The sequence below is a fragment of the Nocardia sp. CA-084685 genome (assembly GCF_050955785.1).
In the GTDB taxonomy this organism is placed as follows: domain Bacteria; phylum Actinomycetota; class Actinomycetes; order Mycobacteriales; family Mycobacteriaceae; genus Nocardia.
Window position 1 is genome coordinate 6,353,716 of sequence record NZ_CP192094.1, and the last position, 23,673, is coordinate 6,377,388.

Below are 23,673 nucleotides of genomic sequence, written 5' to 3' on the forward strand. Positions count from 1 at the left end.
TTGGTGTTCAAGGAGAACCCACTGCGCCTGCTCGGCCTGCGAAGCCAGATCCGATAACGAGTCGCTGAATCACCTCTACCGCACGGACGAGGTGAGGCTCGGTGCGGTCGGCGCGATGGGCGACCGCGAGTTCCACCGTGGTGGCGGGCCCGGTCAGCGGCCGGTAGGTGACGCCTTCGAGGGTCAGCGCCGTGACAGCCTCAGGGACTATCGCGGCGCCGAGTCCACCGGCGACCAAGGTGACCAGGGTCGAGGTCTCGCCAACCTCGTGCCGGATGCGCGGTTCGATTCCCGCATCACGAAACAAGCGCAGGACCACGTCGAACATCACCGAGCGGCGGTCGGCGGCATGGATGATCAGGTCGACATCACGGAGGTCGGTCGGCCGCACCCGTCGGCGACGCGCGAGCGCGTGCCCCGCGGGAAGAGCGGCCACCAGGCGGTCCTGCCGCAATGGAGTGACGGTGAGCGAGGAGTCCGCGACCGGCGGGCGCAGCAGCGCCACATCGATATCGCCGGTGCGCAGGGCTTCGACCTGGTCGGGAGCCAGCATTTCGCCGCGGAAGGAGAAGTCCACGCCGGGTAGTTCGGTGGACAGTCCGCGCGACAGCGTCGGGAGCAGGCTGTAGGTCACCGAGCCCACACAGCCGATGGCAAGGTGCCCGATCGCGCCCGCCGCCACCCGCCGGGCGTGGTGCGCCGCGGCATCGACATCGGCGAGGATGGCGCGGGCATCGGCCAGGTACGTGGCCCCGGCCTCGGTCAGTTCGACCCGCCGGGTCGTGCGGTGCAGCAATTCGACGCCCACGTCCGCCTCCAGCTGTCGAATCTGCTGCGAGAGCGGTGGCTGGGCAATGTGCAATCGTTCGGCGGCCCGTCCGAAGTGTCGTTCCTCGGCGACGGCGACGAAGTAGCGCAGATGCCGGAGTTCCATCGCGAGTCCTATATCTATGAGGTCTCAATTAGGGAGGATATAGATATTTCACCTTAACAACCGGAGCATCTAGCGTCATCACCATGAGCGCTTTCCTGTATGCCGCGGTGCGAACTCCGTTCGGCCGCTTCAATGGCGCACTGGCGGAGGTCCGGCCCGATGACCTCGCCGCCGGTGTCATCTCCGCGGTGCTCGCCGAGACACCCGGCCTCGACCCGGCCGCGATCGATGAGGTGGTCTACGGCAATGCCAATGGCGCGGGCGAGGAGAACCGCAATGTCGGCCGGATGGCCGCGCTGCTGGCGGGACTGCCCACCTCGGTGCCCGGCACCACCGTCAACCGCCTGTGCGGTTCCAGCCTGGACGCGGCCATGATCGGCTCCCGGCAGATCGAGACCGGCGACGCGGACATCGTGCTCACCGGTGGCGTCGAGTCGATGACGCGGGCCCCGTGGGTGGTCCCGAAACCCGGCCGTGCGTATCCCGCCGGAGACGCTGCGCTCGTTTCCACCACGCTCGGCTGGCGGCTGGTCAATCCACGCATGCCCGCGGAGTGGACGGTCAGCCTCGGCGCGGCCAATGAACAGCTCGCCGAGAAGTTCGACATCGACCGAAAACGCCAGGACGAGTTCGCGGTTCGCTCGCACCGGCTCGCCGCCGCCGCCTGGGACGAGGGCTTCTACGACACTCTGGTCGCACCCGTCGCCGGGCTGACCCGAGACGAGGGCATCCGGCCCGATACGTCGGTGGACGCGCTGGCCCGGCTGCGGCCGAGCTTCGGCGCGAACGGCTCCATCACCGCGGGCAACGCATCACCGCTCAGCGATGGCGCGTCGGCCGTTCTCCTGGGGAGCGCGGCCGCGGCGGACCGGATCGGCCGGGATCCGCTGGCACGCATCGCGGGCCGCGGCGTATTCGCACTCGATCCGCAGGCCTTCGGATACGCACCCGTCGAGGCCGCCAACCAGGCGCTGCGGCGAGCTGGCATCACCTGGGATCAGGTGGGCGCGGTCGAACTCAACGAGGCCTTCGCGGTGCAGTCCCTCGCCTGCGTCGACGCGTGGGGAATCGATCCCGAGATCGTGAACGTCCGGGGCGGCGCGATCGCCCTCGGTCATCCGCTCGGCGCGAGCGGCGGTCGCCTACTCGGCACCCTGGCCGCGGTGCTGCGCGAACGTAAACAACGCTGGGGCGTCGCCGCGCTCTGCATCGGCGTCGGCCAGGCGCTGGCCGTCGTATTGGAGAACACGGAGACCGAGAAATGAGCCGGACCCAGGTACTGGACACCGTCGACGAGGCGGTCGCCGGAATCGAAGACGGCGCAACGGTTCTCGTCGGCGGATTCGGTTTCGCCGGAATGCCGTTCGACCTCATCGACGGGCTCATCCGCCAGGGCGCGAAGGATCTGACCATCGTCTCGAACAACGCGGGCAACGGCGAGGTCGGGCTGGCCGCCCTATTGCAGGCAGGTCGGGTCCGGAAAGTGATCTGCTCCTTCCCACGACAGACCGACTCCTACGTCTTCGACGCGCTGTACCGCGCGGGCGAGGTCGAACTCGAGGTCGTCCCGCAGGGCAATCTCGCCGAACGCATGCGCGCCGCAGGCGCCGGAATCGGTGGCTTCTTCTGCCCGACCGGGGTCGGCACGCCGCTGGCCGAGGGCAAGGAGACCCGCGAAATCGACGGGCGCACATACACTCTCGAATATCCGATCAAGGGTGACGTCGCACTGATCAGCGCCCATCGCGCCGACACCCTTGGCAACCTCGTCTACCACAAGACCGCCCGCAATTTCGGCCCCGTCATGGCCACCGCCGCCACCACGACAATCGTCCAGGTCGGCGGGATCGTGCCGGTCGGCACCCTCGATCCCGAGGTGGTCGTCACCCCAGGAATATACGTCGACCGGGTGGTCCGGGCCGACGCCCGCCAGTACACGGTGCAAGGAGCGCGCTGATGCCACTCACTCCCGACGAACTCGCCGCCGTCATCGCCCGTGATATCCCCGCCGGGGCCTACGTCAATCTCGGCATAGGCCAGCCCACCAAGATCGCCGACCACCTGTCGCCGGAGTCCGGCATCGTGCTGCACACCGAGAACGGCATGCTCGGCATGGGTCCCGCGGCGGTCGGCGACGAGGTCGACCCCGACCTCACCAATGCGGGCAAGGTCCCGGTCACCGAACTGCCCGGCGCCGCGTATTTCCATCACGCCGACTCGTTCGCCATGATGCGCGGCGGACACCTCGACGTGTGTGTCCTTGGGGCCCTTCAGGTCTCGACGAGGGGCGACCTGGCGAACTGGCACACGGGTGCACCCGATGCCATCCCGGCGGTCGGCGGGGCCATGGATCTGGCGATCGGCGCCGAACGGGTCTTCGTGATGATGACACTCCGTGACAAGCAAGGGCGTTCCAAACTCGTCACGGAGTGCACCTATCCACTGACCGGGGTCGCCTGCGTCAGCCGGGTGTACACCGACGTCGCGGTCTTCGACGTCGGGCCCGCGGGCGCCACGGTGCGCGAGACCTTCGGGATCTCGATCGACGACCTGCGCCACATGGTCGGCGTACCGCTGACCGTCTCCGAGTCGCTGCCCGCGAACGCCTGACCATCGGCCGGGGCACTCACGGCGATGGTGTGATGCGTCCGGTCACGGTGCCGAATCCGATGCGTGTCCCCGACGGTCCCGGGGCGCTCGCCGAAATCGCTACGGTGTCACCATCTTCGAGGAAGGTGCGGGTCTGGTCGCCGAGGGTGACGGGTTCCTTTCCGCCCCAGGTCAATTCGATGAACGCTCCACGCTGGTTTTTGTCCGGACCGGAGATCGTGCCGGAGGCGAACATATCGCCGGTTCGGGCCGACGCGCCATTGACCGTGCAGTGGGCGAGCATCTGCGCCGGGGACCAGTACATAGTGCGGTACGGGGGGCGCGACACTTCGTGGCCGTTCCATTCGACAGTCAGCTCGATATCGAGCGCCCAGGACCGAGACTCACGCAGATAAGGGAGCGGTTCGGGAACCTGCTCCGGCGTAGCGATCCGGGCTTCTTCGAGTGCGAGCAGCGGTACCACCCATGGGGAGATCGACGTGGCGAAGCTCTTGCCGAGATTGGGGCCGAGCGGGACGTACTCCCACGCCTGGATATCGCGGGCCGACCAGTCGTTGACGATGCAGACCCCGAAGACGTGGTTCTCGAAATCGTCGGTGCCGATGGGGGTTTCGGAGGGAACTCCGACGACGAACCCCATCTCCGCTTCGATGTCCAGTCGAAGGCTCGGTCCGAAGTCGGGCGTGGGCCGGTCGGGCGCTTTGCGCTGGCCCCGGGGCCGGGTGATGTCGGTTCCGGAGACGACGATGGTTCCCGCGCGCCCGTGGTAACCGACGGGCAGGTGCTTCCAATTCGGCAGCAGCGGTTCGGAATCGGGCCGGAACAGGCGGCCGAGGTTGGTCGCGTGATGTTCGGAGGCGTAGAAGTCGACATAGTCCGCGACCTCGAACGGCAGGTGCAGTGACACCGTGTCGAGGGGATGCATCGCGTCGGCGGGCACCGCGTCGGTCTCGATCAACTCGACGATCCGCGCGCGTGCCTCGATCCACCAGGCCCGCCCGCGGGCCATGAACGCGTTCAGCGTGGGTTGCGCGAATACGCTGTCGCCCAAGGATTTCGAAAGATCGACCACCGCGTCACCGACACGTACGCCGACCGCCTTCTCGCTTCCGGGGACCGAGAAAATGCCGTAGGGCAGATTGTTGATCCCGAATTCGGAACCGTCCGGAACGACTATCGCGGTCATGACGCCACCTCTCCCCTACCCGCCCAGGTCCACGCATAGCCGGGGTCTTCGCACGCCAGCGCGCCTTCGCCCAGTTCCAGCGGACGGAAGGTATCGATCATGACAGCCAGTTCGTCGAAGAATTCGACGCCGATGCTGCGGTCGTACGCTCCCGGCTGCGGCCCGTGGGCGTGGCCGCCGGGATGGACGGACACCGATCCCTGAACGATGCCCGCGCCCTTGCGCGCCTCGTAATCGCCGCCGACGTAGAACATGACCTCGTCCGAGTCGACGTTGGAATGGTAGTAGGGCACCGGGATCGACAGCGGGTGGTAGTCCACCTTCCGGGGTACGAAGTTACAGATCACGAAGTTGTCGCCTTCGAACACCTGATGCGCGGGCGGTGGTTGATGGACCCGTCCCGTAATCGGCTCGTAGTCACGGATATTGAAGGTATGTGGGTAGAGGCATCCGTCCCAGCCGACCACATCGAACGGGTGGGCGGCGTAAACGAATCGGGTACCGACGAGACCGTCAGAGTTCCGGTGTTTGACCAAGACCTCGACGTCGGTGCCGGTACGGATCAACGGTTCCGACGGACCATGCAGATCGCGTTCACAGTACGGTGCGTGCTCCAGGAGCTGCCCGTACTTCGACAGGTATCGCTTCGGCGGGGCGATATGGCCGCTCGCCTCCATCGCGTAGGCGCGCACCGGACCGTCGGGGAGCCAACGATGTGTGGTCGCCCGCGGAATCAGAACGTAGTCGCCCTGCGCGACCGACAGTGCGCCGAACACCGTTTCCACGGTGGCCGAACCGGATTCGATGTACACCATCTCGTCGCCGACGCTATTGCGGTACAGCGGTGACGCCGCGGCCGCGGCGACGTAGGAAATGCGGATGTCGGCATTGCCGAGGATCAGCCTGCGGCCGGTGACCGCGTCCGTTCCGGCAATGACCTCTTCCTGAAACAGGCTGTGCAACTTCAGGTGTCGCGGCGCGAGTGGGTGATTGGGCGTAGTGCGCTGGTCGGGGATGTGCCACACGGTCGCATCGACGATCGCCGACGGGATGTGGCGGTGATAGAGCAGCGAGGAATCGGACGAGAACCCTTCTTCGCCCATCAATTCCTCGAAATACAGCTCGCCGTCGGGGGCGCGGTGTTGGGTGTGTCGTTTCGGCGGAATGTCGCCGAGTTGCCGGTAGTAGGCCACGGGTGCTCCTCGGGGCGCGGTCTTGACGGGCGGATGTGACGCACCTTACCGTGAAATGTGCGCTCAACGAAACAACATGTGCGTTATTAGTAACTACCCAGCTAGAAGGCCGGAGATTCGTATGCATGCCATTCCAGGGGACCCTACGGCGCACTCCGAACCTGCTCCCGGTCGCTGCCCGATCGCACGTGTGCCAACCTCACCGACGGGCTGCCCGGTCTCACCGCCCGCGGCGAGCTTCGACCCCTTCGGCGACCGCTATCAGCAGGATCCGCCCGAGTCGTTGCGCTGGTCCCGCGACGAGGAACCCATCTTCTACAGCCCGGAGATCGGCTACTGGGTCGTTACGCGCTACGACGACGTCAAGGCGATCTTCCGCGACAACATCCGCTACTCGCCGTCGATCGCCCTCGAGAAGATCACCCCGACGTCAGACGAGGCGAATGCCGTGCTGGCGCAATACGACTACGGCATGTCGCGAACCCTCGTGAATGAGGACGAGCCCGCGCATATGCCACGGCGGCGGGTATTGATGGAGCCCTTCACACCCGCCGAACTGGCCCACCACGAACCCATGGTCCGGCGTCTGACGCGCGAGTACGTCGACCGCTTCATCGACACCGGGCAGGTCGATCTGGTCGACGAGATGCTCTGGCAGATCCCACTGACGGTCGCCCTGCACTTTCTGGGTGTGCCGGAAGAGGATATGGACACCCTGCGCAAGTACTCCATCGCTCACACGGTGAACACCTGGGGCCGGCCCGCGCCCGAGGAACAGGTCGCCGTCGCGCACGCGGTAGGCAACTTCTGGCAGTTCGCGGGGACCGTACTCGAGAAGATGCGGCAGGACCCGGAGGGGCACGGCTGGATGCGCTACGGCATCCGCAAGCAGCGGGAACATCCGGAGGTAGTCACCGACTCCTACCTGCACTCGATGATGATGGCCGGGATCGTGGCCGCGCACGAGACCACGGCCAACGCCGCCGCCAACGCGTTACGTCTCTTGCTCGAACACCGGGAGGTCTGGCAGGAGATCTGCGACGATCCGAACCTCATTCCCAATGCGGTCGAGGAATGCCTGCGCCACACGGGCTCGGTGGCCTCATGGCGGCGGCTCGTCACCGCCGATACCGAACTCGGGGGCGTATTCATTCCCGAGGGAGCGAAGTTGCTCATCGTCAATTCCTCGGCCAATCACGACGAGCGGCATTTCGAGCGGCCCGACGATTTCGATATCCGTCGCGAGAATGCCAGTGACCACCTCACTTTCGGGTACGGCAGCCATCAGTGCATGGGGAAGAACCTGGCGCGCATGGAGATGCAGATTTTCCTGGAGGAGTTGACCCGGCGGCTGCCGCATATGCGACTCGTTCCGGATCAGAAGTTCACGTATCTCCCCAACACCTCGTTCCGGGGCCCGAATCATGTGTGGGTGCAATGGGATCCGGCAGCGAACCCGGAACGCACCGACGCGACGATCCTGCGCGGGAATCATCCGGTGCGGATCGGCGAGCCGTCGAAGAAGGCCCTCGCCCGGACGCTGATCGTCACCGCGCTCGATGAGGTCGGCGACGGTATTCGCGGTGTCACTCTCGCCGATCCGACCGGGCGTCCGGTACCGGCATGGACGGCGGGCGCACATATCGATATCGAGTGCGGGACGCTGTCCCGTCAGTACTCGCTGTGCGGTGATCCACGAGACCGCTCCGCATTGCAGATAGCGGTACTGAAGGAGTCGGACAGCCGCGGCGGGTCACGGTGGGTGCACGAGACGCTGCGGGTGGGCGACGCGGTACGAGTGCGCGGGCCGCGCAACCATTTCGCGTTGGACCCCACGGCATCTCGATACATCTTCGTGGCCGGAGGCATCGGCATCACTCCGGTTATCGCGATGGCCGACCAGGTCAAGGCACAGGGCGGCGAGTACCGCATTCACTACGCCGGGCGTTCGCGCGCCACCATGGCATTTCTCGACCGCCTTGCCCGCGACCACGGCGAGCATCTCGTCCCGCATCCGAGTGACGAAGGCGAGAACGCGCGCATGGATCTATCGGCGTTGTTCGGAGAACCCCAGGCGGGCACACAAATCTATTCGTGTGGCCCGCGGCGACTTCTCGACGCACTCGCCGAGGCCACGGCCGACTGGCCCGAGGATGCCCTGCATGTCGAACATTTCACCTCGACGCTCGAAAAGCTCGACCCCGACAAGGAACATGCCTTCGATGTGGTGCTGGAGGATTCGAGTATCACCGTGCCGGTCGCCGCGGATCAGACTGTGCTGCAAGCATTGCGGGCCGCCAATATCGATGTGCAGAGCGATTGCGAGGAAGGGATCTGCGGCTCGTGCGAGGTGCCGGTTCTCGAAGGCTCACTGGACCATCGCGACCTCGTGCTCACCCACACCGAGCGAGCCGCCGGGAAATCCATGATGACCTGTTGCTCACGCGCCTGCGACTCCTCCATAACGCTCGCGCTGTAGCCTCGATGCCTGGGAGCCGCTGCGGCGGCGGTGATCCGAGCTGTTGACCGAGGAGGTCCGATGAGCGCGCTGCAAACCCTCGACCGTGGGGTACGGGTGCTCGAGCTCGTATCGCTGCGCCCGCGCGGCATCACCATCGCCGAACTGGCCAAGGAACTCGACGCCCATCGGGCGATCTGCTATCGCATCGTCACGACCCTCGAAGAACACGCGCTGGTGACCCGACTTCCCGACGGGCGCATTCGGCTCGGGCCGGGCCTGGCCGTCCTCGCCTCCCGGTTCGCGCCGCAGTTCCAGGAAGAGGCCGGACCGGTGCTGGACGACTTGGCCGCGCGCACGGGTGCCACCGCGTTCCTCTCGACGGCCCACGGCGACGACTGCGTGGTGACCATGGTCGCCTCACCCCCCGGTTCGGCGATTCACGTCGGATACCGAGTGGGGCTTCGGCATCCGCTCAATCGCGGCGCCGCCGGTCTCGCCATCCTGGCTCTGCGCCCGGAGAGCGCTCGCGATGCGGCCGCGGTCCAGCGGGCCCGCCGCGAGGGCGTCATCGTCACCCGCGGCGAACTCGAAGCCGGCGCCGTCGGAATCGCCGCCGGCGTCGTGCTGCCAACGGAAGTCGCCCGCGGCACCGGCATCGAATGCAGCGTCGGCGTCGTCGCGATCGACGGTTTGGACACCGACATGGCGGCGGAACCGGTCCGCAGCGCCGCACGAAAGCTCGCCGAGATCCTCACAGCAGCCGATTCGGCATAGGCGAACCGGCCACACCGGGGCGAGGTATTCGGGACCACCACCAGACGATTCATGCGTTGTTGACCCAATCTGCCTCAACGCTTGTGCGCTAAGTGATATGACATGTTCGATAATCGTAATACCACTGGTCGCAGCCGTGAGCATGTCGCGACTAAGTGGACATAGACCAGGAGGCGAACCATGCCCGACGGGAAGACGAACAGCACCGCGACGAGAACAATCGGCCGGGGGCCACATCCGGTGATGGTCCTACACGGGTGGCTCGGCTCCAGCGGGGCATGGGAGTCGGTTATCCCGCACCTCGACGGTGACCAATTCCGCTACGCCTTCCCAGATTTCCGTGGTTACGGTGCGCGCCGGTCCGAACCCGGCGAGCACACGCTGGCCGAGGCCGCCGCCGATGTGCTGACCGTGGCCGACAGCCTGGGCTGGGACCGATTCTCGATCGTCGGGCACTCGATGGGAGGAACCGTGATGCAGCGCGTGCTCGCCGATGCCCCCGACCGCGTCCGCGCCCTGCTCGGGATCTCGCCCGTACCGGCCGGTGGCGTCGCGTTCGACGACGAAACGCGGACGGTCTTCAGCGGCGCTGCCGACGACCCCGATCTGCGCCGCGCGATCATCGATCTCACCACCGGAAATCGTCTGACCGGGACCTGGCTCGACGCGATGACCAGGCACTCGGTCGAGAACTCGGATCGGCGAGCGTTCGCGGATTATCTGCTGGCCTGGGCCGGGACCGACTTCCACCGCGAGATCGAGGGCAATCCAGTGCCCATCAAAATCATTGCGGGAGAACATGACCCGGCGCTCGGTGCGGCGACCATACACGCCACCTTCGAACAGTGGTACCCGGCGTGCGACCTCGAGGTACTGGCGGGCGTCGGTCATTACGCGATGGACGAGGCACCGGTGGCGCTCGCCACCGCGATGGAGACATTCCTGCGCGCGCACTGAGGCCCGCGGGCACAGGGCCCTGCACGCCGAACTACAGAACGGCGACCCAGGTCAGTTGCGCACCGCACCAGCAGAACGACGATCGCGGCGACCACGGCCAGCACGATCGCGGCGATGCCGTAGACGAGCCGATGAGTGCGCAGTACGGGGAGGTAGTGGTCGACGGAGAGGCGGCCGGGACCGGCGAGGGCGAGAGCGGCGGCGGCCAGGGCGAGGGTCGATTCGTATTCGAAACCCTTGGGGGCGAAGAAGGAACCGGTGCCGTGGACCGCGATGGCGTTGATCAGGACGCCCAGCACGGCGGCCGCCGCCAGCGGAGTGAGTAGGCCGAGTGCCAGACCGAGGCCGCCGAGTGTTTCGCTGAGACCGGCGACCACCGCCATGGCGTCGCCTGCGGGATAGCCACTGGCGCTGAAGAATTGGCCGGTGCCGGAGATGCCGCCACCGCCGAACCAGCCGAAGAGTTTTTGGGTGCCGTGGGCGGCGACGGTCAGGCCGATCGCCAGGCGCAATACCAGCAATCCGGCGTCATAGCCGAGCTGGCTGGAGGCCTGTGCCGCAGGGGTGGTGGTGGTACTCATAGAACTCCTTGTGGGGGTGTGTAATTCAGCCGAGCTGGATGGAGCGTTTGGCCAGGCCGTGCCAGAAGCCGTCGACGATGGTGCGTTGGGTGTCGAGGTCGACTTGACGCTCGCGGCCGCTCCGGGCTGGCCCGGAGTGCTGATCGTCGCCTCGAACCCGGTGGATCCGCTGGTCACCGCGTTACAACGCGCGCCGAGGGTGACGAACAGCGGGGCGAAGTGAGGCCATCGGCGAGGTCGGTCAGCTGTGTCGGGGTGAGGACGTCGATGAGCAGGTCGCGAACGAGGGTGACGTGTCCCGGGGCCGCTTCCTCGAGGGTGCGGCGGCCCTTGTCGGTCAGGGTGGCGGTCACGCCGCGGCTGTCGCCGGGGACGGTGCCGCGGCGGACCAGCCCGGCCTTCTCCATGCAAGACGTGCCAGACCGGGGGCTGGACCACGGTGCTTATGTGCCGCTGGTGGAGACGTATGGACGTCGGGCAATGGCATCTCTTCGATGGCGCGCGCCATCGCGTCCGACAGTGGCGAGATCTGGCCGGCGTCAATGGTGCTCGCCGGGGAGTACGGCATCAACGACACGGCCATCGGTGTGCCGGTCCGACTCGCTCGGACGGGTGCGGCAGAGGTGCTCGACTGGCCGCTACCCGAGCGCGACCGGAACGCGATGCACGAAGCCGCCGGGTACGTGGACGACGCACTCGCCCAGGTCGGCGCTGACCAACTTCGCTGAACCCCAAGACAACCCGATCGACAAGGACACAGACGTGACACAGCAATACGGTGACTTCCAGCTCGAGATCTACCGCGCCGGGACCAAGGGGCACCTCCCGCGCTATCCGGTGGACTTTCACACCCTCGAACACCGGGCGGCCGAGATGCTGCCGGAGTGGATTCCGTCCTACGTGGCGGGTGGCTGCGGCAACGAATACACCCAACGGGCGAACATCGCAGCGTTCGAGAAGTGGGGGCTCATCCCCCGCATGTTCAACGGCAAGTATGAACGCGACCTGTCGATCGACCTGTTCGGAATGCACCTTCCCACACCATTGTTCACCGTGCCGATCGGTGTCATCGGCATCTGCGCCCAGGATTTCCACGGCGATCTGCATGTGGCACGCGCGGCAGCCCGCACCGGTGTGCCGGTGGTGCAGTCCACGCTGTCCACCGATCCGATGGAGCTGTTGGGTCCGGCGCTGGGCAACACCCCCGGGTTCTTCCAGCTGTACACGCCGAAGGATCGCGACCTCGCGCTCAGCCTGATCCACCGCGCCGAGGCCGCCGGATACCAGGCCCTCGTCGTCACGCTCGACACCTGGGTCACCGGCTGGCGGCCACGGGATTTGAACCGAGCGAACTTCCCGCAGCTGCGCGGATACTGCCTGGCCAACTACTTCACCGACGAAAACTTCCTTCGGCGGCTGGCCGCCAAACCCGAAGACGATGTCTCGGCCGCCGCTGCGGAGTGGGCGAGCCAGTTCGGCTATTCGCTGTCATGGGAGGACCTGCAGTGGATCCGTGAGGCCACGAGCTTGCCAGTCGTGCTCAAGGGCATCAATCACCCCGACGATGTTCGTAAGGCGATCGACCTCGGAGCCGACTGCATCTACTGCTCCAATCACGGTGGGCGACAAGCCAATGGCGGACTGCCCGCACTGGAGACCCTGCCGGATGTCGTAGCCGCGGCCGACGGCACACCGGTGCTGTTCGACTCCGGGGTACGCAGCGGCACCGACGTCGTCAAGGCCCTGGCACTGGGAGCCACCGCCGTCGGCATCGGCCGGTCCTACGCCTACGCCCTCGCCCTGGGCGGCGAAGACGGCGTAGTCCACCACATCAGGTCGATCCTCGCCGAGGCCGACCTGCTCATGGCCATCGACGGCTACCCCACCATCGCCGACCTCCGGTCGGAGGGCGCTATCCGCCGCGTGCACTGAGCACAGGCGGTCGGCATTACGTCGCGCCGCCCAGTCGTGCCCGGATGTCTTCGCGGAGGGCCTTTTTGTCGATCTTGCCGACCTTGGTGGTGGGCATCGTGTCGACCAGTACCAGGCGCTCGGGCATTTTGAACCGGGCCACGCCCGCACTGTTCATGACGGCGATCACATCGTCCAGAGACACCGAATGCCCTTGTGTCACAGTGACATACAGGCACAGACGCTCACCCAGCACCGGATCGGGCATGGCGATCGCGGCGGCCATCTCGACCCCGTCGACCTGGTAGGAGAAATTCTCGATCTCCTCGGCGGAGATCTTCTCGCCGCCGCGGTTGATCATGTCCTTGTCGCGTCCCGCGACGATCAGGTTGCCGTCCGGGCGGCGCACCACGATATCGCCGCTGCCGTACTAGCCATCAGGGGTGAAGGCGCGCGCATTGTGTTCCGTCGCACGGAAATACCCGCGCGGCGTGTAGGGCCCACGGGTCAGTAGCGCGCCCGGGGTGCCGTCGGGCACGGGGGTGCCGTGCTCGTCGACCACCAGGAGCTCGTCGGCGGGACTGACGGGACGGCCCTGGGTATTGAGAATGATCTCCGGTTCGTCGTCGAGGCGGGTCATGTTGATCAGCCCCTCGGCCATGCCGAATACCTGTTGCAGCCGCGCGCCCAGCACCGGTTCGACTCGCGCGGCCAGTTCGTCCGGCATGCGGGAGCCGCCCACCTGGAGGGCGCGGAGGGTGTTGCCGCGCAAGGCGTGGTATTCGCGCTGGTACTCGATCCAGCTCTGCGCGACTGCGGGCACGACCGCGGCCACCGTCACACCCTCGGCGTCGATGGTGCGCAGCGCGCGTTCGGCGGCGGGGCTGGGCAGCATCACCGCACGGCCACCGACGAACAGTGCTCCCAGAACGCCGGGACAGGCCAGCGGGAAATTGTGACTACTCGGCAGCGTGCCCAGATACACAGTGCTGGAATCGAATTCGGAGACCTCGTTGCAGCACAGCACGTTGTAGGCGTAGTCATCATGGGTCCGCACGATCAGCTTCGGCAGGCCGGTGGTGCCGCCGGAGAGCAGCAGGCAGGCCACGTCGGAGCCGCCGGGCTCGTAGTCGGCCTCGGCGAAACGAGCGACGGTTTCCAGACTCGCGGCGAGGCTGCGCTCTGGCGCGTATTCGATTGGACCGGAAGACAAGTCGCCGTGCACGAGCACCGATCGGATGCTGGGCACTGCGGCGGACACCTGCTGAGCGACCTGCCGCAGATCGGTGTCGCGGTCGTTATCGGCGACCACGATCGCTACCGCTTCCGACAGCGCAGCCAGATGGGTGAGCTCATGCTTGCGGTGCGCGGGCAGCGCCATTACCGGGACGACGCCGATGCGCAGACAGCCCAACGTCAACGCGACGAATTCCCAGCCGTTGGGCAGTTGCAGCACAATCCGGTCGCCGGGCCCGATCCCCAGATCGAGCAGGGCCTGCGCCCCCGCCCCGGCGCGGTTCCACAGCTGTCGACAGGTGAGCCGGGTGGTCCCGTCGATAATGGCCACGTCGTTCGTGTGGCGGGCCACCTGTTCGGCGATATAGGTGGTCAACGACCTGCCCTGCCAGTATCCGGCCTTGCGATACCGGTCGGCGACATCCTCGGGCCAGGGCACGACACCGTCGATGGACACCGGCGTCCGCGCCTGCCTGCCACCCTCGATGGCGTCGCTGTGCGCTGCCTTCATGAGAGCTCTCCTTCGAGCACGAGAGACGCGGGCCGCGCGACAATGACCGCGTCGAGGGCGACCAGTCCGGCCGCGGTGAGGCGCAGCGGGTTGATCTCGAGGTCCCCGATCTCGGGGTGATCGGTGCGGTAGGCCGTGAGTGCGAGTGCGATACGGGCGAATTCGGTCCGGTCGAGCACCGGCCCGCCGCGCCAACCATCGAGCAGCGGCGCGCATTGCAGGTCGTCCAGCATGGCGGCGGCGCCCGCAGGGGTGAGGTGGTGACCGCGGATCGCGACATCACCGATCGCCTCCGCGGCCGTGCCGCCGAGCCCGGCGACCACGATCAGGCCGAACACTGGGTCGCGCCGGACACCGAGGAACAGGTCGACTCCCGGTGCGGCCATGGACTCGACCAGATAGGCCGGGGCGCCAACGACATCGAGCGCATGCAGCGCTTGATCGAGTTCCTCGGCGGTGCGCACATTCAGATGGACGCCGCCGATCTCGGTTTTGTGCAGTACCGCGGGATCGAGGATCTTGACCGCCACCGGCGTCGGCAGCTCCCCGAGCGCACGGTGCGCGGCGGCGCGATCGGCGCACGCTCGCCGCGGCGGAGTCGCGATGCCGAGCAGGTCCAGCAGATCCTTCGCGGCGGCCTCGTCGGCGGGTAGCGCGATCGACGGCGCGTCGACCGGGTCCCGGTCCCCGTCGGCGATGTTCAGATACCGGGCCTTCGCGTCGAGGACGAGCGCCCGGATCGCAGTACCGACCGCGCTGGGGCCGGGTAGCACCGGGATATCGAGTTCGTCTGCCGCACTGGCTATTTCACTGACCGCAGTGGCCGGACCTCCGACACCGAGCAGTACGGGCAAGCGCCCGCTGATACCGGAACGGTGGACGGCATCGGCCAGGTCGACGGCGTCTGGTTCGGCGAGCGCGTACACCGCCAGGGCATCGATTCCGGGATCTGCGGCGGTCGCGGCGAGCACCTCGGCGAAGCCGGGGCCGGGGCGGCCGGTGTCGACGGGATTGGCCTGGAAGGTCATCGGCGGCAGTAGTTCACCGAGGCGGGCCTGGGTTCCCGACGTCAGTGCCGGTACCGGGATCCCATATGCCAGTAGGTGATCCAACAGCGTCAGGCCGGGACCGGCCTGTGCGGTGACCACGCCGATGCCGGGGTTGGCGCGCGCGGGCAGCCGGGTCCGGCTCAGCGCGGCGAGGGCGTCGACGAGTTCGGTTTCCGAATCCACCACGACCGCACCGGCTTGCGCCAGCAGTGCCCGCGTGGTCCGCCAAGACGTCGCCAGCGCACCGGTGTGCGAAGCGGCGAAGGCCGACACGTCGCTACGCCCGACCACGATCGCCACGATCGGCTTGGTCGCGCTGACCGTCCGCACCGCCGACAACAGCGCTTCGCCCTCCTCGACGGATTCGATGTGCAGGCCGATGGCCGAGATCTCCGGATCGCCGCTCAGATGGGTGAGCACGTCGACCGTGCTCACATCCACGCAATTGCCCAGTCCCACACCGAATCCCACGCCGACCCCGCGTTCGGACAGCAGGAATGACAGGGGCGTGGTTCATACCACCGCTGGCCGCGACCACGGCGATGGAACCGGGGCGCAGCTCCAAGACGGTCGGCACGAAGCTCACCGTGGTGGCGCCGGGCCGGAAGAATCCGGAGGTATTCGGGCCCAACACCCGAATGCCGGTGGTGGCAACAATTTTCGCCACCTGCTCCTGCAAGCCGACTCCGTCGCCGCCGATCTCGGCGAAGCCGCCCGAGCAGATCACGGCGGCACCGACGCCGCACTCGGCGGCATCGCTCAACGTGTCCGGTGTCGCCGCTGCCGGAACGCACAGCACCGCAAGGTCGATGGCGTCCGCGTGGGCATCGGTGGCGGCGCGCAGCGTGGGGAGGAAACCGTCGCCGTCGACCTTGGGGTTGATGCCGTATACCGCATGCGCGGCGTCGCGGCGGACCGCGTCCAGCATCACCGCGCCGAGCTTGCCGGGCGTTTCCGACGCCCCGATGACGGCGATCGAATACGGTCGGAACAACCGATCGAGCCTAGGACGAACCTCGGGCAAGTCCTCGGAATTCATGGCCGGACGGTTCATCGCGAGACCTCCGCGTCGGCCCGGACATCGGCAGCGGCCGGTTCGAACGCAACGGCGTCGGCTCGACCGGACAGGACAAGTGTTGCGGCGCAGTCGCGTTCATCGACGGCGCGCCGGGCCCGCACCGCAGTGGGCTGCTCGATGAGGACGGTCGCCATGCCGTGACGCAGCCGCGCATACTCCGAGCACAGTGCACGTGACAGGGCGGTGCCGCGGCGCACCACGACGGCGTCCGGCCGTCGCGCGCATACCTCATCGAGCTGGCCGCGAACGGCGGCGGCGAGTGTGGTGCCGTCGGTGTCCGGTGCGTCCACCAGAGGTAGCGCGTATGCGTCGGCCGAGGCGGTCAGTACCGTGACGTCATCGCCGAACCGAAGCTGGTCGGCATCATGGTCGAGTACTCGCAACAGCCGTGACCGCAGCATGCTGTCCCCTACGCGCAGGGGCGTATCAATCGGTGTCGCACCGTATTTCGCGTACCAGGCCGATTCGGTCTCGGCCACGAATCGCGGATCGCGCATCCGGATCTTCTCGGCCGAGATGGCGCGGCTGAAGAAGTGGAATCCGAACTGCCATGGCTCGAAGGCCCGGTAGTACTCGCCGAAGTGGTCCCACCAGGACAGGCTCGGCAGCGAAGAGTTCTGGATCTTGGCGACCTGCGGGAGCCGCGCGCGCTCGAGGCGTTCCAACGCCGCGACCAGGTCGCCGGGGTCTTTGGCCACCTCCATGGCCAGCACCGCGGCATCCTCCATCGCCATCTTGGTGCCCGAGCCCACCGAGAAATGCGCGGTGTGCACGGCGTCGCCGAGCAGCACCACCGGCGTGCCGTTCGCGGTCCGGGCATGCCAGCGCCTTGTGCGGCGGGTACGAAAGTTGGACCAGCGCGAATTATTGGCGACCAGCGAGTGCCCGTCGATCTGCTCCTTGAACAGGTTTTCGAGGTACTGCTGGGTGACCAGATCCGACGTACCCGGCGCGGCCGCGGTGTCGAACCCATCTAAACCCGCACGACGCCACGTAGATTCGGCGGCCTCCACGATAAAGGTGCTCAGGCCGGACCCGATCGGATAGCCGTGCACGGCGAAATTGCCGTGTTCGGACCGCTCGTGCAGAAAGGTCAGTCCGTCGAACTGATAGGTGGTGCCGAACCAGATGAATTTGACCGCCGCCGTATCCACCGAATGCCCGAGCTCATCCAGGAATCGCTGCCGCACCGCGGAATTCGTGCCATCGGCGGCGACGATCAGGTCGTACTCGCCGCGGGCATCGAGCTCGTCGACGGTCACTGCCGCCGAAAAGTACAGCCGGGCACCGAGTTGGGTCGCACGGCGTCGCAGCGCATCGAGCAGTACGCGCCGATGCACCGCCGACATCCCATTGCCGCCCGCCGCCACGGCGGCGCCCTTCAGATGCACCGCGATCGCGTCCCAACGTCGGCCGTGCTCGGCCAGGGTGTCCCGCAGTACCGGGTCGACCGCGTCGACGTTGTCCAGTGTCGCGTCGGAGAACACCACCCCGAAGCCGAAAACATCCTCGGCGCTGTTGCGTTCGAACATGTCGATGACCGTGCCCGGCAACGCGTGCGCCAGCGCGATCGCGGCGAACAGCCCGCCGGGCCCGCCGCCGATACAGGCGACACGCAACGATCGTGGCGGGGTGTGCTGGGGATCTGGGAGTGACATCGCGGTCGGCCCCTTTGGTGACTATGACCCGGATCTCGGGTGAACTGCCGAAAGTATGTGACAGCGGCATCCGGCGAGTCAACATTGAAGTTACATGTCAGCCGGTTCCTCGGCCACGAGGGAGGCGATGAAGGATTCGGCGGGCGCGCGCAGAATGTCGTGACACTCCGTGAAAACCGCGTGCGCGTCGCGGCCGCGCCATCCGGCGGGCAGCAGCATCTCGGGCAGGTCAGGATCACGGAAGGGATAGCGCCGGTAGTGCTGAATCAGCCGCATCCGCTCGATCAGTGCGGTTGCGCCGTCCCGCTCGCGACGGAACCGGGCCAACCGCGGCCGGTATTCGTCGAGGAAGCCCTGGTAGTCGGCGCCGAGTTCCCGCAGATCCCAACAGCGCTCCGCGATCAGCCGATCACTGGCGAGTCCGGCGCTGGTACTGCGCAGAAATTGGAGGTGTCGCTCGTCGTCGCCAGCGAGCATCTCGCGCAGCTGCTTCTCCCGGTCATGCGGCGAGAACCACACCGGCCCACCATAATTGCCGAAACCCCACCAGGTCAGCGCCTTGTCGATGCGCTTGCGCTGGTCTCGGTCCAACGCCGAGTCATCGACGAGAGCCTGGACCCACCCGCGCTCCCATTCGTCGAAATGCCGATCGAAAATGCGAGTGCGGCCGTCGTCGAGCAGCCGCCAACTCTTGTCGTTGAGCAGGTAGCTGACCTCGCGCCCGGACTTCTCCGAGTCGAACCAGCTCTCCTTGCGCAGCCGGGTCATCACCACCCGAACCGTGGCCGGTTCGACACCGAAAACTCCCATCAGAGCGGTGAGCGCACCAAGCTTGGCGGCCCCGCCGGTGTAGCGGAAGTACTCGCCGTAGAGGTCGAACACCAGAGCGCGCGGTCTCACCCCACTCCTCCTGCCTCGCATCCAGAGATATGTATCAAAACTATTGACATAGTACCTCATTATGTCACATAGTGACTGAGCTCACAGAGGGCGTCGTCAACCAATCGAGGCGACGTGTCGTCTGCACCGAGATCCAGTAGACCGGCCCCCGGCCGCCCGTATCTTCCCACCGCACCCTCCGGTCGTTCACCACAAAGAGGAGACAGCGATGTCCCACACCTTCGTCCTCGTGCACGGTGCCTGCCACGGCGGGTGGACTTGGCGCCCGGTCGCCGAATTCCTGCGCGCCAACGGCCACGCCGTGTACACACCCACGCTGCCCGGCCTGAACCCCGAAGATCAGCGCGCCGATGTGCACCTGTCCGACACGGTCGACTACCTGGTCGACTACCTCGAGCGGACCGACCTGACAGACATCGTCCTGGTCGGCCACAGCTGGGGCGGCTTCCCGGTGTCGGGCGCGTCGGCTCGCCTCGCCACCCGCATCGCCCGGCTGGTGTACTGGAGCGCTTTCGTCCCGCACAGCGGCGAATCCCTGATCGATCTGTGCCCGCCCCCCTACGGCGAGATGTTCCGCGCCTCCGCGGCGGCCTCGAGCGACAACTCCGTCATGTTCCCATTCGAGGCCTTCAGCGCCGGATTCATGCAGGACGCGTCGCGCGAAACCCAGCGCCTCTTTTACCCATTGCTGGAGCGTCAGCCTTTCCACACCATGAACGAATCCCTCGACCTGGACGAATGGGCCCGCCTGCAACTGCCGTCGACCTACATCCTCTCCAAGGATGACCTCGCGCTGCCCCCGGGTGAATTCGCCTGGGCCCCACGCTTTCCCGAGCGCCTGCTCCACGCCCCGCTTCTCTACACCCCGGGCAGCCACGAATCACAGCTCACCCAGCCCGAAGCCTTGGCCGACACCCTCATTCAGGCGGCGAACGGATAACTCCTCCGCAGGAACCGAGGCATATCGCGCCACCGTCAACCGCACCGGTGGCACCTAAGCGTGCCCGAATGCGACGGCCCTCAATTGCTGTGCAACGCAGAGTGTTTCGCGGTGACGACAGTAATTGTCCGTTCGGTTGGACACGTATCTTTACGTATTGACAGCACCATGAACGATCAGTAAATCTAATACGCGTCGCGTCGCGCCGCCCGACCGCCAATTCCGCAACAGCGAGCCGCGATGCCGGGGAGAGCGACCAGACGGCGCCATCGCTTGCAACATGAAGCTTCCAGCTGAGAACACGCGTCAAGGAGTGACCGGATGAATGACTTGCCGAGGATTGACGGACCGAAAGACGTCGCATATACCGGCGGCGAGGTGCTCATGGAAGCCCGCGATGCGTCGGCCTCGGCGATCCTGGTCCGCGACGGGAAGATCGCGGCGGTCGGCTCGGACGACGAGATCCGCAGCGCGGCAGGCCGGGCCGTAGAAGTACACGACCTCGACGGCGCGACGGTGAGTCCGGGCCTGATCGACTCACACCCACATCTCATGCACCTCTCGCTCTTCAAGGCGCCGCTGGTCGACATCACGGGTGCCGGGAGTCACGACGACATCGTGGCGGCGCTCCGGACGCGAGCGGCAACCACGCCGGCGGGCGAGTGGATCTGCACCACACCGGTAGGAGAGCCGCAGTACTTCGTCCGTCGCTCGTATCGGGACCTGGCCGAGGGGACACTCCCGGACCGACATACCTTGGACCGTGGCACCGATACCCACCCGGTGATGATCCAAGCGTGGGCGCCGACGACTCCGAACGTGTGCGCGGTGAACTCCGCGGCGCTGCGGGCACTCGGGATCGACCGCACCACACCGGACCGCGTATCGAACGTCTGGATCGAAAAGGACGCCGGCGGCGAGCCCACCGGGATCCTGCGCGGCAGCGTCAATGCCTACTACAACGATGACCCCTTCTTTCTCGAGCTGATCGGCCGGATGCCTCCGCTGATGAGGCCCGAGTTGGCCGTCCAGGCCACCGTCCAGGGCATGGCCGAGCACAACGCGCGGGGCATCACAACGATCTTCGAGGCCCACGCCATGGAGCCCGCGATGGTCGATCTCTACCGCGCGCTGCGTGCCCAAGACCTACTGACCCTGCGCGTCCAGACGTCCTACGAACTGGAGGGCAACGCGCTCCCGGAACTTCAGCCCAAGTCGATGGCGGAGATCCACGCGACCCTCGAGACCGCGCTGGCGGGTCGGGAGCTCGAGGATGACTGGCTGCGTATCGACGGCGTGACCACCTGCGCCTGGGGCCCCGCCGGGTGTGGGCGGCTCTGGTGGCCGGAGGGCTACACCGGACCGTGGGGCGAGCGGACCACCGGCAACCGGGCGACCAGCGCCGAGAAGATCGCGTTCGCGGTCGACTTCTGCGCGCGGACCGGGCTGCGGCTGAACGCGCTCGCACTCAGCCCCGCCGAGCACGACGAGTACATCGCCCTGACCGAGGAGGCCATGCGCCGATACGGCCTCGACCGCACCGGCTGGCTCATCGAGCACGGCTACTTCTTGCGCGAGGACCAGCCCAAGCGATACGCCGACTTGGGCTTCGACATGACCATCTCCATCGGGCACACCTTCGGCAAGGGCGACATGCTGGCGGAACGAATCGGGCCAGACGCCCTGCCGCTACTGAACCCCCTGCGGACGCTACTCGACGCCGGACTCAATGTCGGAGCCTGTATGGATTGGGGACCCGACAACCCGTTCGAAGCGATGCGAATGGCCTTGACACACCAGATGTTTCCCAGCGGCCGCTTCAACAACGGTCCGGCACAGGTGATCTCGCGCGCCGAAGCGTTCCAGATGTGGACGACGGGCGGGGCGAAAGCCCTCGGCTGGGACGGCATCGGGACCCTGCGGGTGGGCGCACACGCCGATCTCGCTGTGCTGGACCGCAATCCGATCACCTGCGATATCGACTCGCTCCCGGAGACCCAGGTGCTGCGCACCACGGTGGGCGGTCGGGTCGTCCACGACAGCGGCGCACTGGCCTCCACCGGCAGCGTCGCAGCGCCCCCGACGTCCTAGCTCGAACACACCCACAGCCACCACAGAGAGGGCCCCGCCGTGAAAACAACCGAGTATGCCGCGTGTGACGCGACCGAGCTGGCAGATCTCATCGCCAAGGGAGAGGTGAGCGCCGCCGAGGTCTACCGTTGTGCGACGGAGGCCATCTCCACGGTCAACGAGAAATTGAACGTTGTGACCGCGGGCCCGTTCGAATCCCCACTGGAGTACGACGCCACCGGTCCGCTCGGCGGCGCACCCTTCGCGATCAAGGATCTCTTTTGTCACGCGGCGGGCGTCCCGACCCGGATGGGCAGCCGGATGACCGGACCCGACGGCGTGACCTTCCCGCACGACACCGAGTTGATGTCGCGGTTCCGCCGCGCCGGCCTGGCCACCGCAGCGGTGACGACCACGCCCGAGTTCGGGCTCAACTCCAACTGCGAGGCCGTGGTGTACGGCACCAGCCGCAACCCCTGGGACGTGACCCGCTCGACGGGGGGATCGAGCGGCGGATCCTCGGCGCTGGTGGCCGCCGGGGCGGTGCCCATCGCGCACGCCAACGACGCGGCCGGTTCGATCCGGATCCCGGCCGCCTACAACGGACTGGTCGGGCTGAAGCCGACCCGCGGCCGCGTCTCGATGGGTCCTGACGCCCAGGAAGCGTTGGGCGGGCTCGGGATCGAGTTCGCGGTGTCTCGCACGGTCCGGGACACCGCCCTGCTCCTCGACGCGGTGAGTGGGTACGTGCCCGGCGATAAGTACCGGATCCAAGAACCCGCGGCCCCGTATGTATCGAAACTGGCGCGAGATCCGAAGCCGCTGCGTATCGCCGTCTGCACCTCCTCGTGGTCACACCAGGAGGTCGACCCCGAGGTCGCGGCGGCCGTCGAAGCAGCGGCCCAGCTGCTGACCGACCTCGGGCATCACGTGGAGATCGACGCGCCTCGATACGACTTCGATCGGCATGTGGCCGCTCAGCGGGTCGTCTGGGCCGCGTCCGCGGCCGAGAACGTCCTCGGCCTGCAATCGTTGACCGGCGTGACACCGGACGAGTCCAGCCTCGAGCGTTCGATCCTGGCGGCCTTCGAGTACGGCCGGACGGTGACCGCCGTCGAGCTGGGCGCCGCCCACGCCGCCTTCAACCAGATCTCGCGCGCGACGGCACCGTTCTTCGAGGACTACCACATTCTGGTCACCCCTACGACGAACACTCCGGCCCAGCCGCTGGGGTACCAGAACGCGAACGATCCGGCGCTGGACTTCGACGCGTGGTCGCTGAAGGTGCTGAACGACATCTCGTTCACCCCGCTGTTCAACACCACAGGCCAGCCCGCCCTGTCACTCCCCCTCGGCGAGACCGCCGGCGGCCTTCCGATCGGGGTCCAGTTCGTCGGGCGGATGTGCGCCGAGGATGTGCTCCTCGCGCTCGCCGGGCAGATCGAGCGCACCGCCGACTGGTCGCACCGTCGCCCCACCGTCCACATCACCGCCTGACGCTCGCAGAACGATCGACCCGCGCCTGAGTTCGAAGGCGCGGTCGGCCTGGCGGCATACGACATCAGACGCCGGACGCGCAGGAGGCTGCCGTGGCAGGCAACGCACGTGAGCCCTCCACTGAGTG

21 protein-coding genes and 1 pseudogene are annotated in these 23,673 nt (G+C 66.9%); 11 read left to right on the forward strand and 11 right to left on the reverse strand.

Annotated elements, in window-relative coordinates:
• Window positions 1–7: 7 nt before the first annotated feature.
• A complete protein-coding gene (locus ACQP2U_RS28280) occupies window positions 8–934 on the reverse strand; it encodes a LysR substrate-binding domain-containing protein (RefSeq protein WP_433710237.1) in 927 nt (308 codons plus the stop codon).
• A gap of 83 nt (window positions 935–1,017) precedes the next feature.
• On the opposite strand from ACQP2U_RS28280, the gene ACQP2U_RS28285 reads away from it, so the two are divergent.
• Genes ACQP2U_RS28285 through ACQP2U_RS28295 form a run of 3 tightly spaced genes read left to right on the forward strand, consistent with a single transcriptional unit; the run spans window position 1,018 to window position 3,544 of the window.
• Window positions 1,018–2,199, forward strand: a complete 1,182-nt coding sequence (locus tag ACQP2U_RS28285; protein ID WP_433710238.1) for a thiolase family protein — start codon at window positions 1,018–1,020, stop codon at window positions 2,197–2,199.
• The gene (locus tag ACQP2U_RS28290; protein ID WP_433710239.1) at window positions 2,196–2,891 is read left to right on the forward strand and encodes a 3-oxoacid CoA-transferase subunit A; all 696 of its coding nucleotides are present in this window, start codon (window positions 2,196–2,198) and stop codon (window positions 2,889–2,891) included. The genes ACQP2U_RS28285 and ACQP2U_RS28290 overlap by 4 nt, the downstream gene beginning before the upstream one ends.
• On the forward strand, window positions 2,891–3,544 hold the full coding sequence (locus ACQP2U_RS28295; protein ID WP_433710240.1) for a 3-oxoacid CoA-transferase subunit B: 654 nt from the start codon (window positions 2,891–2,893) through the stop codon (window positions 3,542–3,544). The genes ACQP2U_RS28290 and ACQP2U_RS28295 overlap by 1 nt, the downstream gene beginning before the upstream one ends.
• Before the next feature lie 16 nt (window positions 3,545–3,560).
• Here the strand turns inward: ACQP2U_RS28295 and fahA are convergent, their stop codons facing one another.
• The gene (fahA, locus tag ACQP2U_RS28300) at window positions 3,561–4,730 is read right to left on the reverse strand and encodes a fumarylacetoacetase (RefSeq protein WP_433710241.1); all 1,170 of its coding nucleotides are present in this window, start codon (window positions 4,728–4,730) and stop codon (window positions 3,561–3,563) included.
• Entirely contained in the window at window positions 4,727–5,923 is a 1,197-nt protein-coding gene (locus ACQP2U_RS28305; protein WP_433710242.1) for a homogentisate 1,2-dioxygenase, read from the reverse strand. The genes fahA and ACQP2U_RS28305 overlap by 4 nt, the downstream gene beginning before the upstream one ends.
• A 121-nt stretch (window positions 5,924–6,044) precedes the next feature.
• Between ACQP2U_RS28305 and ACQP2U_RS28310 the strand changes: the two genes are divergently transcribed.
• From ACQP2U_RS28310 to ACQP2U_RS28320, 3 genes are all read left to right on the forward strand, one after another.
• Window positions 6,045–8,402 (forward strand): cytochrome P450/oxidoreductase, encoded by a 2,358-nt coding sequence (locus ACQP2U_RS28310; RefSeq protein ID WP_433710243.1) that lies wholly within the window; start codon window positions 6,045–6,047, stop codon window positions 8,400–8,402.
• Window positions 8,403–8,462: 60 nt separating this feature from the next.
• Complete coding sequence (locus ACQP2U_RS28315; protein ID WP_433710244.1) at window positions 8,463–9,158, forward strand: IclR family transcriptional regulator; 696 nt, start codon at window positions 8,463–8,465, stop codon at window positions 9,156–9,158.
• Window positions 9,159–9,338: 180 nt separating this feature from the next.
• Window positions 9,339–10,115: an alpha/beta fold hydrolase gene (locus tag ACQP2U_RS28320; RefSeq protein ID WP_433710245.1), complete on the forward strand. Its 777-nt coding sequence runs from the start codon at window positions 9,339–9,341 to the stop codon at window positions 10,113–10,115.
• On the opposite strand, the gene ACQP2U_RS28325 is transcribed toward ACQP2U_RS28320, so the two are convergent.
• Both ACQP2U_RS28325 and ACQP2U_RS28330 read right to left on the reverse strand, forming a co-directional pair.
• Window positions 10,049–10,696, reverse strand: a complete 648-nt coding sequence (locus tag ACQP2U_RS28325) for a DoxX family protein (RefSeq protein ID WP_433710246.1) — start codon at window positions 10,694–10,696, stop codon at window positions 10,049–10,051. The genes ACQP2U_RS28320 and ACQP2U_RS28325 overlap by 67 nt on opposite strands.
• Window positions 10,697–10,869: 173 nt before the next feature.
• Window positions 10,870–11,103: a MarR family winged helix-turn-helix transcriptional regulator gene (locus tag ACQP2U_RS28330; protein ID WP_433710247.1), complete on the reverse strand. Its 234-nt coding sequence runs from the start codon at window positions 11,101–11,103 to the stop codon at window positions 10,870–10,872.
• Window positions 11,104–11,190: 87 nt separating this feature from the next.
• On the opposite strand from ACQP2U_RS28330, the gene ACQP2U_RS28335 reads away from it, so the two are divergent.
• Window positions 11,191–11,424, forward strand: a complete 234-nt coding sequence (locus ACQP2U_RS28335) for a hypothetical protein (RefSeq protein WP_433710248.1) — start codon at window positions 11,191–11,193, stop codon at window positions 11,422–11,424.
• 34 nt (window positions 11,425–11,458) lie between these two features.
• Entirely contained in the window at window positions 11,459–12,628 is a 1,170-nt protein-coding gene (locus ACQP2U_RS28340) for an alpha-hydroxy-acid oxidizing protein (protein WP_433710249.1), read from the forward strand.
• Between the two features lie 16 nt (window positions 12,629–12,644).
• On the opposite strand, the gene ACQP2U_RS28345 is transcribed toward ACQP2U_RS28340, so the two are convergent.
• The 6 genes and pseudogenes from ACQP2U_RS28345 to ACQP2U_RS28370 all read right to left on the reverse strand — a co-directional run bounded on the left by ACQP2U_RS28345 (window position 12,645) and on the right by ACQP2U_RS28370 (window position 19,039).
• Entirely contained in the window at window positions 12,645–13,019 is a 375-nt protein-coding gene (locus ACQP2U_RS28345) for an AMP-binding enzyme (RefSeq protein WP_433710250.1), read from the reverse strand.
• Window positions 13,020–13,037: 18 nt separating this feature from the next.
• Window positions 13,038–14,354, reverse strand: a complete 1,317-nt coding sequence (locus tag ACQP2U_RS28350; RefSeq protein WP_433710251.1) for an AMP-binding protein — start codon at window positions 14,352–14,354, stop codon at window positions 13,038–13,040.
• Window positions 14,351–15,838: an acetate--CoA ligase family protein gene (locus tag ACQP2U_RS28355; protein ID WP_433710252.1), complete on the reverse strand. Its 1,488-nt coding sequence runs from the start codon at window positions 15,836–15,838 to the stop codon at window positions 14,351–14,353. The genes ACQP2U_RS28350 and ACQP2U_RS28355 overlap by 4 nt, the downstream gene beginning before the upstream one ends.
• A 235-nt stretch (window positions 15,839–16,073) precedes the next feature.
• Window positions 16,074–16,457, reverse strand: a pseudogene (locus ACQP2U_RS28360) (CoA-binding protein); the annotation flags it as partial.
• Window positions 16,454–18,139, reverse strand: coding sequence for an FAD-dependent monooxygenase (locus ACQP2U_RS28365; RefSeq protein WP_433710253.1), 1,686 nt, complete (start codon window positions 18,137–18,139; stop codon window positions 16,454–16,456). The gene ACQP2U_RS28365 and the pseudogene ACQP2U_RS28360, both read right to left, overlap by 4 nt.
• 90 nt (window positions 18,140–18,229) lie before the next feature.
• Window positions 18,230–19,039: a PaaX family transcriptional regulator gene (locus ACQP2U_RS28370; protein ID WP_433710254.1), complete on the reverse strand. Its 810-nt coding sequence runs from the start codon at window positions 19,037–19,039 to the stop codon at window positions 18,230–18,232.
• Window positions 19,040–19,247: 208 nt separating this feature from the next.
• Between ACQP2U_RS28370 and ACQP2U_RS28375 the strand changes: the two genes are divergently transcribed.
• The 3 genes from ACQP2U_RS28375 (at window position 19,248) to ACQP2U_RS28385 (ending at window position 23,546) form a co-directional block, all read left to right on the forward strand.
• A complete protein-coding gene (locus ACQP2U_RS28375) occupies window positions 19,248–19,979 on the forward strand; it encodes an alpha/beta fold hydrolase (RefSeq protein ID WP_433710255.1) in 732 nt (243 codons plus the stop codon).
• Window positions 19,980–20,300: 321 nt separating this feature from the next.
• On the forward strand, window positions 20,301–22,070 hold the full coding sequence (locus ACQP2U_RS28380) for an amidohydrolase (RefSeq protein WP_433710256.1): 1,770 nt from the start codon (window positions 20,301–20,303) through the stop codon (window positions 22,068–22,070).
• Between the two features lie 39 nt (window positions 22,071–22,109).
• On the forward strand, window positions 22,110–23,546 hold the full coding sequence (locus ACQP2U_RS28385; RefSeq protein WP_433710257.1) for an amidase: 1,437 nt from the start codon (window positions 22,110–22,112) through the stop codon (window positions 23,544–23,546).
• The last annotated feature ends 127 nt before the right edge of the window (window positions 23,547–23,673 follow it).